We start from the raw sequence: 10,732 nt of genomic DNA, 5'->3' as shown, positions 1-10,732 counted from the left end.
CGGCGGGGATCGTCGCGAACCTGCCCGACCGGCACGAATACACCCTGCTCGTCAACGACGTCCGCCAGCTCGGGTCGCTGCCGGACGGACTGCCTCACGAGCTGTTGCCGGCGCCGACGGACGCCGGAGAGCCGGTCGTCGCGCGTCGGGTCAACCGACTCGGGCTCGACGCGGTGTTCTCACCGATGCAGACGATGGGGTCCCGCGGCCGGGACTACGCGCTCGTGCTGACGCTCCACGACCTCATCTACTACCGGAACCGCACGCCCCCGCGGGAGTTCTCCTGGCCGATCCGGCTCGGGTGGCGGGCGTTCCACCTCTCGTGGGTTCCGCAGCGGTTGCTGCTGAACGGCGCGGACGGGGTCGTGACCGTGTCCGAGACCACCGCCGGGCTCATCCGACGGCACCGGTTGACGAAGCGGCCGGTCACCGTCGCGTACAACGCCGCCGACCCTTCCGAGCCTCGCGACCCGGGTGGACCCCGCCGTCGCGACCTCGTGTACATGGGGTCGTTCATGCCGTACAAGAACGTCGAGACCCTCGCGGCCGCGCTGCCGCTCCTCGGCGACGGGTGGCGGCTGCACTGCATGTCGCGGGTGTCCGACGCCGATCGCGTACGGCTCGAGCGACTCGCTCCAGCCGGGTCGATCGTGTTCCACGACGGCGCCTCGGACGAGACCTACCTCGACGTCCTGCGTTCGGCGACCGCGCTCGTGACGGCCTCCCACGACGAGGGCTTCGGCATCCCGCTGGTCGAGGCGATGGGCGTCGGGACGCCCGTGGCGGTCAGTGACGTGCCGATCTTCCGCGAGATCGGGGGCACGGCGGCCGAGTACTTCGACCAGTCGTCACCCGCTGCGGTCGCCGCGGCCGTGCGTCGGCTGGAGGACCGCTGGGACGACGCCTCCGCACGGTCGAGGGAGCAGGCCGCGCGGTTCCGGTGGTCGGACTCGGCGGAGCGCGTCGTCGAGGCGGTCGAGCGTGCCGTGGAGGACCGCGAGGCCCGGGGGCAGCGGCCCACTCGCTGACGGAACGGAACGGGGCGGCGCGGGAGCCCTCGACTGCGCGAACGTCGCCGTCGCCGTCCCCGCTCAGCCCGTCGGCGGTTCGCTCGTGACCCGGGCTCCCGGGAAGACCGCCTGCGTGTACCCCTCCGCCTTGGCCAGGACCGCTCCGAGCCCGTTCCCGCGGCCGCCCGTCACGACGGTCACGACCTGGGCGGTCGCCTCGTCCGTCGGGGCGCCGGACTCCCAACCGCACCGCGTGCCGTACACGCCACCGATCGTCGCGACCTGCCGGGCCAGCGCGAGCCGGCGCCCGCTCACGCCCGCGTCCGCCGAGACCCCCACCCGGAGGGTGTCGATCGTCACGACCGCGAAGACGCGCACGCCGTTGCCCGAGCCCGACGCGGCAGCCGCACTGAGCGCCGCGACGAGGTCGTCCTGCTCCTCGGCGCCGAGGCCGGTCTCCGCCGTGACGACCGACACCACGTCGTAGCTCGCGAACCCGGTCTTCGTCGTCCGGTGGTCCCCGACGGTGCGGACACCGTCGAGGGCACGAGCCGCGGCGTCGAAGCGGGCTGCGGCGGCGTCGGGCCGGGGGAACACGCCGCCGACGCCGTCCTGCACGCTGCCGACGATCGTCGCGAGGACGGCGACCAGGACGCCGGCGGCGAGCACCACACCGCCGGCGACGAGCGCCCCGCGTCGGACGCGCTGCGGGCTGGTGCGTGTCTGGACCGAGGCGGTGTCCGGACCGAACGCCCGGTCGAGGTCGTCCTCGGGCTCGGTGCGTCCGGGTGGCTCCCTTCGTCCGGGTGGCTCGGTGCGTCCGGGTGGCTCGGTGCTCATGCCGTCCCCCTCTCAGGACCTCCCGGTCGCGGGGTGCGGCACGGTCCGCCGCACCCGACCCGGAGTGCCCCGGAGCCTAGTCCCGCAACAGGGAGCGGGTCAGAGGGTGATGCTGGTGCCGAATCTCGTGCTGAGCTGCGGACTGCCCGCTCGCCCCGGCCCGCGACCCGCGGCCGTCAGACGCGGCGCTCGAGCGGGTTCTGGTACTCGAACGCGTACCGGCCCGGGCCCTCCGACGCGTCGTCGATCGGGTCGTCGAACCGCACGAGCTCGGCGTGGAACCGCTCCGGGTCCCAGCGGAACGAGTGGATCGAGCCGTTCCGGATCGGCGTCCGGTGCCGGTCGGTGGTCCCGGGTGCAGCGGCGTTCACGACGCTCCGGATGACGGCGCCGTGCGTGGCGACGACGACCGATGCGCCGTCGTAGCGGATCGCGATCTCCCCGAGCTGCTCCGTCACCCGCGCCAGGAGGGCGGACCGGGACTCACGCCCGGGCACGTCGTCGTGTGGCCACCGCGCGCGGATCTCGACGTCCGTCAACCCCTCGGCGTCACCGTAGGAGCGCTCGGCGAGCCCCGCGTACGTGTCCGGGTCCGCGAGTCCGAGCCGGGACGCGATGATCGAGCCGGTCTCCCGGGCGCGGGACAGCGGGGACGCCACCACGGCGTCGAAGGTCCGTCGTGCGAGGAGCTCGGCGGCACCGGCTGCCTGCGCACGCCCGGTGTCGTTGAGGGGGATGTCGGTCGACCCCTGGATGCGGCGCTGCCGGTTCCAGTCGGTCTCGCCGTGTCGGACCAGGGACAGGTGGGTCGTCACCCGACGATCATCCCAGGCTCGGCGGTGCCGGTGCCGGTGCCGGTGCCGGTGCCCGCGCCCAGCGCGCCGAGGCGCGCAGCGAGCGCGACGAGGGTCTCGGTGGTGCCGGCATCGAGCTTCACGGCGGCCCGGCGGTCGCTGCGGGTCGTGCCGCGGTTCACGATCACCACCGGGTGCTTCCGGCGCACCGCGTGGTCGACGAGCCGCACGCCGGAGTTCACCGTGAGGGAGGACCCGACGACGAGCAGCGCGTCGGCGTCGGCGACGATCGACACGGACTCGCGGAACTTCTCGGCGGGGACGAACTCGCCGAAGAACACGACGTCGGGCTTGAGCACCCCGCCGCACACCGAGCAGTCCGGGACGACGAAACGCTCGACGTCGGTGATCTCGACGTCGCCGTCGGGCTGGAGCTGCACGGACCCGGGCTCGTCGATCCACGGGTTCGCCCGGTCCAGCGTGGCCGCGAGGTCAGAGCGCGAGAACACCTGGCCACACGTCAGGCAGACGGCACGGTCCATCGAGCCGTGGATCTCGACCACCCGCCGCGATCCGGACCGGAGGTGCAGCCCGTCGACGTTCTGGGTGATCACCCCGGTGACGATCCCCGCTCGTTCGAGTTCGGCGAGCGCGCGGTGCCCGTCGTTCGGCGCAGCAGCCGCGAAGGTCCGCCAGCCGAGGTGCGAACCGGCCCAGTAGCGCTGCCGCTTCGCCGGGTCGGACCGGAACTCCTGGAAGGTCATCGGCTTCCGCACGACACGGCCCTCGCCCCGGTAGTCGGGGATCCCCGAGTCGGTACTGAGTCCGGCGCCGGAGAGGACCGCGATGCGCTTGCCGGCGAGCAGCTGGACGGCGCGGTCGAGGTCGGCCGCGGTGCTGTGCTCGTCGCTCGGGGGCATCGTCTCCACGGTACCCTCAACAGCCGACCGTCCCGCGTCCTTCCCTCCCAGAACGGAACCCCGTGCAGCCCGTCCGCATCGACTCGCTCGACGACCCCCGCCTCGACGACTTCGCACGACTCACCGACGTGGCACTCCGACGGGTGACCGAGCCGGAGGGCGGGCTCTACATCGCCGAGTCCAACACCGTGATCGAGCGTGCGATCCGGGCCGGACACGTCCCGCGGAGCGTGCTCGTGCAGGAGAAGTGGCTCGACGATGTCCTGCCGCTCGTCGCGGAGCACGACGGTCCGGTCTTCGTGGGTCCGGACGCACTGCTCGAGGAACTCACCGGGTTCCGGATGCACCGCGGCGCCATCGCCGCGATGCACCGTCCCGAGCTGCCGACGGTCGCCGAGGTCGTCCGTGGCGCGAAGCTCGTCGTCGTCCTCGAGGACATCGTCGACCACACGAACGTCGGCGCCGTGTTCCGGAGCGTCGCCGGCCTCGGCGCGGACGCCGTGCTCGTCAGCCCCCGCTGCGCCGACCCGCTGTACCGCCGCAGCGTCCGGGTGAGCATGGGCACCGTGCTGCAGGTGCCGTGGACACGCATCGGCGAGTGGCCGGCCGCCGGGGAGGAACTCCGCGACCAGGGCTTCCACCTGGCCGCGATGGCCCTCACCGACCGTTCCGTCGATCTCGACGCGTTCGTCGCCGACGTCCCGGAGCGGGTCGCCCTCGTGATGGGGACGGAGGGGCAGGGGCTCACGGCGCGGGCGATCGCGGCCGCGGACACGACGGTGCGGATCCCGATGTCGCACGGCGTCGACTCGCTCAACGTGGCGGCGGCGAGCGCCGTCGGCCTGTGGGCGGTCGCGCACGCGCAGCGGGCGCGCTGACCGACCGGCGCGCCGCGCGCCCACCGCTCCACGTCCTGAGCGCACCCGCACGCCGACGCACGTGGGGCGACCGACCCGGCCTGGAGGCACGACTCGCGTTCTCCACAGCCGGTGCGTCCTCGCAGGGCTTGCCCGCGCCTCCCGGCTAGGCTCCCTGGCTGTGCCACGAGTCGTCCGCCGCCCCCGTTCCGCCGTCCGGCGGCCCGTGACGATCAGCGTGGTCGCGGTCCTCGTCCTGGCCGTCGGATACCTCGTGGCCGCGGCCGTCGTGCCGTTCGCCCCGGCGAGCGCGGCGACGACGACCTACTCGGCACCGAGGTCCACGGTGCCGGACCTCGCGTTCCCGGGCTACGGTGCCACCGCGGTCGAGGCGACGGGCTTCCCGGAGAGCCTGCGCACGAGCGGGGACCGCGAGCAGCGGTCGATCGCGAGCATCACGAAGGTGGTGACCGCGCTCGTCGTGCTCGAGGAGAAGCCCCTCGTGAAGGGGGAGCGCGGCCCGACGATCCGCTTCACCGCGCCGATGCAGGCGCTGTACGCGACCTACCTGGCGAAGAACGGCGAGGTCGCGCCCATGCCGGACGGGCTGCGGCTGTCCGAGTACCAGACGTTCCAGGTCATGCTGATGAAGTCCGCGAACAACTACGCGGGGTCGCTCGCGCTCTGGGCGTTCGGGTCGATGGACGCCTACGAGAAGGCGGCGGGTACGTGGCTCGACGAGCACGGCCTCGACGACACGGTGATCCACGAGCCGACCGGCCTCGACCCGCGGAACCGCTCGACCGCGACGGACCTCGTCGACCTCGGGCAGCTCGCGCTCGCGAACCCCGTGGTGAAGGAGATCGTCGGGACGAAGCAGGTCACGGTGCCGGGCGCGGGGAAGATCGAGAACTCGAACAAGCTGCTCGGGCTGGACGGCGTCGAGGGCATCAAGACCGGCACGTTGGACGAGGCCGGAGCCTGCCTCCTGTTCGCGGCGACCTACGAGCGGGGTGGGCGCCAGGTGACGGTCGTCGGCGCGATGCTCGGCGGCGTCGACCACGACTCGCTCGACGACGACGTGCAGCGGCTGCTGCGGTCGGTGGCGGACAACTTCCAGGTCGTGACGCTGACGCACGAGGGCCAGACCTTCGGCACCTACAGCACGCCGTGGCAGGACGGGGCTGACGCGGTCGCGGCGAAGGCGTCCGAGGTCCTCGTGTGGGGGAGGACCACGGTGACGGCGAAGACCCACCTCGACCCGGTGACCGTCGGTGACCGTGGGGAGCGGGTCGGCCGGGTGCGGTTCACGATCTCGGACCACGACGCGGTGACCGTCCCGCTCGAGCTCGACCGCTCGATCGTCGACCCCGGGGTCTGGTGGCGCTGGACCAACCCGTTCCGCGGCACCTGATCCTCCGCTAGCGTCGACGGCGTGACGACGACGTTCCCGCGCAGTTCCCCGTCCGCCCTCGGCATCGACGCACGCGGGGTCTCCGCGTTCCTCGACGCCCTCGAGTCGACGCCCGACGTCGAGCCGCACTCGTTCCTGCTCCTCCGGCACGCCCAGGTCGCCGCCGGGGGCACCTGGGACCCGTACCGCGCCGAGTCCGTGCACCTGCTGTACTCGCTGAGCAAGAGCTTCACCGCCGCCGGCGTCGGCATCGCCGTCCGCGAGGGTCTGGTCGATCTCGACGCGACCGTGCTGTCGTACTTCCCGGAGCTCGACGCGGAGGTCACGGACGAGCGCAGCCGACGCATCCTGGTGCGGCACGTCCTGGCGATGGCGAGCGGCCACCGGGAGGAGACCCTCGAGCGTGCGCGGGCGATCGACCCGACGAACATCGTCCGGGGCTTCCTGCTGCTGCCGCCGGACGAGGAGCCCGGTTCGGTCTTCGCGTACAACCAGCCCTGTACGTACACCCTCGCCGAGATCGTCCGCCGCGTGTCCGGCGGTTCGCTCGTGGAGTGGTTGCGTCCGCGGCTCCTCGACCCGCTGGGCATCACCGACTTCGCGTGGAAGCGGGACGACCAGGGCAACGAGCTCGGGTTCAGCGGCTGCTACGCGCCGGTCGACGCCGTCGCGAAGCTCGGGCAGCTGTACCTGCAGCGTGGTGTGTGGGACGGCCAGCGCATCCTCGACGAGGCCTGGGTCGACGCCGCCACGCGCGTCCAGGTCGAGAACCCGCAGGAGGAGAACCCCGACTGGAGCCAGGGGTACGGGTTCCAGTTCTGGATGGCCCGGCACGGCTTCCGCGGCGACGGCGCCTACGGGCAGTTCGGCGTCGTCCTGCCGGAGCTGGACGTCGTGCTCGCGCTGACCGGGCAGAGCCTCGACATGCAGGCGGTCCTCGACGCGGCCTGGCAGCACCTGCTGCCCGCGGTCGACGGTGCGTCGGTGGACGCGGGCGCGGACACCGGCCTGGAGGCACGGCTCGCCTCGCTCGGTCTGCCCCCGGTCGCGGGTGAGCGGCTCCCGGACGCCGCTGCCCACGGCCCGCTGCAGCGCGACGGTTCCGCGTGGCGCCTCGAGCTCGACGTCGAGGGCGGGCACCTGTCCGTCCCGGTCGGCGAGGGGGAGTGGGTGGTCGAGGGGCCGCTCGCCGGCAGCGCCGCACTGGTCGACGACGGCGCAGCGGTGCTCGTCGCCGTGCGGTTCGTCGAGACCCCGCACGCGGCGCACGTCCGCGTCGCGACCGACTCGGGCGACGCGACGTTCGACTGGGTGACGCAGCCGCTGCACGACGGGCCGACGACGCTCCGGCGCCCTGCCGACTGACGAGGACCGCCGAGGCTACGGCGTGTCGGAGCGGTGCTCCACCACGTCCTGCAGATCGGGGCGCTTCGGGGAGACGCCGTCGCCCGAGGACGTGTGCTTGATGCGCCGGACGACCCAGGGGACGAGGTACTCCTTCGCCCACCCGAGGTCCTCGACGCGGGCCTCGCGCCACGGCCGGGACTCGAGCGGCTCCGGGGCGAACGGCGCGAGCCCGTGGTCGACGCCGAGCGTGTCGAGGACGGCGGCGGCCACCGTCGCGTGACCGGTGGGGGAGTGGTGCAGCCGGTCCGGTGCCCACATCCGCGGATCCCGCAGCACCCGGAGCGCCCACATGTCCGCGACGAGCGCGCCGTGCTTCAGTGCGATCGCGTGCAGGTTCTCGTTGTAGATGGCGGTCTTGCCGCGGACCATGCCGAGCACCGGCGTCATGCCGACGTCCGGACCGGTGAACATGACGACGGTCGCGCCGTCGCTCCGGAGGCGGGCGATCATCGCGTCGACCTTCGCGGCGAGGTCGTCCGGGTCCGTGCCGGGGCGGATGATGTCGTTGCCGCCGGCCGACACCGTGACGAGGTCGGGCCGGAGGTCGAGCGCCGGTTCCACCTGCTCGTCGATGATCTGCTGCAGCAGCCGGCCGCGGATCGCGAGGTTGGCGTAGGCGAAGTCGCCGGCGCCCGTCGCGTCCGCCTGGTGCGCGAGGACCTCGGCCACCCGGTCCGCCCAGCCCCGGTTGCCGCCGGGCACCGTGGGGTCCGGGTCCCCGATCCCCTCGGTGAACGAGTCACCGATCGCGACGTACCTGGACCAGGGATGACGTTCTGACACGCATCGGACCCTAGTCTCGTGGCATGAGCACGGCCAACCCGATCCCCGCCGACCTCCTCGAGCGCATCGCCGCGCGGGCGCCGGGGTACGACGCCGCGAACGCCTTCTGCTCCGAGGACCTCGACGAGCTGCGCGCCGCCGGGTACCTGCGACTCGGCGTACCCGCCGAGCAGGGCGGCCGCGACCTCGGGCTCCGCGCGACGGCCGCGGTCCAACGGACCCTCGCGAGGGCGGCGCCGGCGACCGCCCTCGGGCTGGGCATGCACCAGGTGTGGGTGCAGGCGGCCCGCAGCGTGCGCGCACGGGGTGGGTCGTTCCTCCAGGCCGTCACCGACCACGCGGCGGACGATCACCTGCTCGCGTTCGGGGTGAGCGAGCCGGGCAACGACGCCGTCCTCTTCGACTCGTCGACGACGGCGGAGCCGGACGGCGACGGCGGCTACCGGTTCACGGGCACGAAGGTCTCCACCTCGCTCGCGCCGGCCTGGGACGTCCTGAGCGTCTTCGGGAAGGACACCTCCGGGTCGGAACCGGTGCTCGTGCACGGCTTCACCGTCCGCGAGGACGGCGGCGTGACGCACCGCGACGACTGGGACACCCTCGGGATGCGGGCGACGCAGAGCCGGACGACCGTCCTCGACGCCGTGCACGTCCCCGCCGAGCGCATCGTGCGCGTGTTGCCGGTCGGACCGAACCAGGACCCGCTGACCTTCGGCGTGTTCGCCGCGTTCGAGCTCCTCGTGGCGTCCGTGTACGTCGGGATCGCCGAGCGCGCGATCGAGCTGGGGGGGGCGGCGGTGCGGGAGCGGACCGCGCTCGACGGCACGTCCCGGTCGAGCGATCCGGACGTCCGCCGGGCCCTCGCCGACGCGCAAGGGGCCGTCGACGCGGTCGCGCTGCAGGTGGACGGCCTCGCCCGCGACGTCGACGACCTGGTCGACCACGGGTCCCGGTGGTTCCCGTTGCTCGTCGGGACGAAGGCACGGACCGTCGACGCGGCGCAGCACGTCGTGGACGAGGCGATGCGCGTCGCCGGCGGCTCCGCCTACCGGGCGGGGAGCGAGCTCGCGCGACTCGCGCGGGACGTCCGCGCCGGGCAGTACCACCCGTCGTCACGGGACTCCGCGGCCCGGACGATCGCAAGCGCGCTGCTCGGGCCGCTCCGCTGAGGGGTCCGCCCGCGTCGGTGCGACCGGGTGCGACGTCGATGTCGGTGGCCGGTGGCATCATCGCCGTGTGAGCAAGCAGGACGGACGCAACCGGCTCGTCTCCGACGTACCGGTCGACGACGTCACCGCCACCGTGCTGCACGTCGACATGGACGCCTTCTTCGCCTCCGTCGAGCTGCTCGACCGCCCCGACCTGGTCGGGCTGCCGGTCATCGTCGGCCACGACTCCGACCGCTCCGTCGTGACCGCCGCCACGTACGAGGCTCGTCGCTACGGCGTGAACTCCGCGATGCCGATGGCCGTCGCCAAGCGCCGCTGCCCGAACGCCGTCATCGTCGAGCCGCACTTCGAGAAGTACCGCGAGCAGTCCGCCGCCGTGATGAGCGTCTTCGACCGGTTCACCCCACGCGTCGAACGGCTCGGCATCGACGAGGCCTTCCTCGACGTCGCCGGGGCACTCCGCCTCTACGGCACGCCGTGGCAGATCGGCGCGACCATCCGCCGTGCGGTGTTCGAGCAGACCGGGCTGCACTGCTCGGTCGGGGCCGCGTCGACCAAGTTCGTGGCGAAGCTCGCGTCGAGCCGCGCCAAGCCCGACGGCCTCCTCGTCGTCCCCGCCGCCGAGACCGTCGCGTTCCTCCACCCGCAGCCCGTGTCCGCGCTCTGGGGCGTCGGCGGCAAGACGCAGGAGACCCTCGAGCGACGGGGCATCCGGACCGTCGGCGACCTCGCGACGACCCCCCTGCCGTCGCTCGTGGCGGCGCTCGGGCCGGCCGGCGGGCAGCGGCTCCACGACCTCTCGTGGGGGCGCGACCCCCGGACGGTCGAGACCGGCGTCGGTGAGAAGTCGATCGGGCACGAGGTCACCTTCGGACGCGACCTCACCGACCGCGACGACGTCGCCCGCGAGCTCCTGCGGCTGGCCGACAAGGTGGCCGTCCGGCTCCGCCGCGCCGACGTCCAGGCGCGCACGGTCGCGCTGAAGGTCCGGTACACCGACTTCACCACGCTCACCCGCTCGCGCACGCTGGCCGAGCCCACCGACGTCGCCAAGCGGATCCACCGCGAAGCCGTCGAGCTGTACGACGTCCTGCACCGTCCGGGCAACCGGATCCGGCTCATCGGGGTCCGCGGCGAGAACCTCGTCCCGGCGGCCGCGAGCAACGCGCTGTGGGACGACGACGCGCCGTGGCGCGACACCGAGACGACCGTCGACGCGGTCGCCGCACGCTTCGGCGCGGGCGTGCTCCGACCGGCGTCGCTCGTGCGGAACGCGCCCGAGCAGCGCTCCTCGCACGCTCGGCAGGACCCTGCGTGACGGTAAGATCGCGTGAAGTGAGCGCAGCGGAGTACGACGACCACCAGCAGCCCGCCACGCTGTGGGGCGATGCCTCGTCGACGCCGGACGGACATGTCCCGAGCGGAGACGACGAAGCCGCGGCCCGCCCGCACGACGAAGCCGCGGCCCGCCCGCACGACGAAGCCGCGGCCCGCCCGCACGACGAAGCCGCGGCCCGCCCGCACGACGAAGCCGCGGC

General features: G+C 73.4%; 10 protein-coding genes and 1 pseudogene. 7 read left to right on the top strand and 4 right to left on the bottom strand.

From position 1 onward, the window contains the following. A partial coding sequence (locus ACSW7Y_RS13095) for a glycosyltransferase (RefSeq protein ID WP_438126711.1) occupies window positions 1-1,028 on the top strand: 1,028 nt, incomplete at its 5' end. A 63-nt stretch (window positions 1,029-1,091) separates the two neighbouring features. Here the strand turns inward: ACSW7Y_RS13095 and ACSW7Y_RS13090 are convergent. The 3 genes from ACSW7Y_RS13090 to ACSW7Y_RS13080 all read right to left on the bottom strand — a co-directional run bounded on the left by ACSW7Y_RS13090 (window position 1,092) and on the right by ACSW7Y_RS13080 (window position 3,564). Continuing rightward, on the bottom strand, window positions 1,092-1,850 hold the full coding sequence (locus ACSW7Y_RS13090; protein ID WP_438126710.1) for a hypothetical protein: 759 nt from the start codon (window positions 1,848-1,850) through the stop codon (window positions 1,092-1,094). Between the two features lie 176 nt (window positions 1,851-2,026). Next, a complete protein-coding gene (locus ACSW7Y_RS13085; RefSeq protein WP_438126709.1) occupies window positions 2,027-2,665 on the bottom strand; it encodes a histidine phosphatase family protein in 639 nt (212 codons plus the stop codon). Beyond that, window positions 2,662-3,564, bottom strand: coding sequence for a Sir2 family NAD-dependent protein deacetylase (locus ACSW7Y_RS13080; RefSeq protein WP_438126708.1), 903 nt, complete (start codon window positions 3,562-3,564; stop codon window positions 2,662-2,664). The genes ACSW7Y_RS13085 and ACSW7Y_RS13080 overlap by 4 nt, the downstream gene beginning before the upstream one ends. A gap of 62 nt (window positions 3,565-3,626) precedes the next feature. Here ACSW7Y_RS13080 and ACSW7Y_RS13075 point away from each other — a divergent pair, with 62 nt between their 5' ends. From ACSW7Y_RS13075 to ACSW7Y_RS13065, 3 genes are all read left to right on the top strand, one after another. Continuing rightward, window positions 3,627-4,442, top strand: coding sequence for a TrmH family RNA methyltransferase (locus ACSW7Y_RS13075; RefSeq protein ID WP_438126707.1), 816 nt, complete (start codon window positions 3,627-3,629; stop codon window positions 4,440-4,442). 160 nt (window positions 4,443-4,602) lie between these two features. Then, entirely contained in the window at window positions 4,603-5,835 is a 1,233-nt protein-coding gene (locus ACSW7Y_RS13070; RefSeq protein ID WP_438126706.1) for a D-alanyl-D-alanine carboxypeptidase family protein, read from the top strand. Window positions 5,836-5,856: 21 nt separating this feature from the next. Continuing rightward, the gene (locus ACSW7Y_RS13065) at window positions 5,857-7,200 is read left to right on the top strand and encodes a serine hydrolase domain-containing protein (RefSeq protein ID WP_438126705.1); all 1,344 of its coding nucleotides are present in this window, start codon (window positions 5,857-5,859) and stop codon (window positions 7,198-7,200) included. Window positions 7,201-7,215: 15 nt separating this feature from the next. On the opposite strand, the gene ACSW7Y_RS13060 is transcribed toward ACSW7Y_RS13065, so the two are convergent. Next, a complete protein-coding gene (locus ACSW7Y_RS13060; RefSeq protein WP_438126704.1) occupies window positions 7,216-8,025 on the bottom strand; it encodes an SGNH/GDSL hydrolase family protein in 810 nt (269 codons plus the stop codon). Between the two features lie 23 nt (window positions 8,026-8,048). On the opposite strand from ACSW7Y_RS13060, the gene ACSW7Y_RS13055 reads away from it, so the two are divergent. From ACSW7Y_RS13055 to ACSW7Y_RS13045, 3 genes and pseudogenes are all read left to right on the top strand, one after another. After that, window positions 8,049-9,194, top strand: coding sequence for an acyl-CoA dehydrogenase family protein (locus ACSW7Y_RS13055; protein WP_438126703.1), 1,146 nt, complete (start codon window positions 8,049-8,051; stop codon window positions 9,192-9,194). Window positions 9,195-9,261: 67 nt separating this feature from the next. Then, a complete protein-coding gene (gene dinB, locus ACSW7Y_RS13050) occupies window positions 9,262-10,512 on the top strand; it encodes a DNA polymerase IV (RefSeq protein WP_438126702.1) in 1,251 nt (416 codons plus the stop codon). 17 nt (window positions 10,513-10,529) lie between these two features. Continuing rightward, a pseudogene (locus ACSW7Y_RS13045) lies at window positions 10,530-10,732 on the top strand (hypothetical protein); the annotation flags it as partial.

Origin of the sequence: Curtobacterium flaccumfaciens, from assembly GCF_051548005.1 — a bacterium.
Taxonomy (GTDB): Bacteria; Actinomycetota; Actinomycetes; order Actinomycetales; family Microbacteriaceae; genus Curtobacterium.
Note: the sequence above shows the minus strand (reverse complement) of the source record. Positions and strands in the feature narration are given on the sequence as shown.

What these genes read in the sequence shown, in the direction of transcription:
- ACSW7Y_RS13090 (WP_438126710.1), bottom strand. Translation starts at nt 1,850, where the DNA reads ATGAGCACCGAGCCACCCGGACGCACCGAGCCACCCGGACGAAGGGAG.
- ACSW7Y_RS13080 (WP_438126708.1), bottom strand. Translation starts at nt 3,564, where the DNA reads ATGCCCCCGAGCGACGAGCACAGCACCGCGGCCGACCTCGACCGCGCC.
- ACSW7Y_RS13055 (WP_438126703.1), top strand. Translation starts at nt 8,049, where the DNA reads ATGAGCACGGCCAACCCGATCCCCGCCGACCTCCTCGAGCGCATCGCC.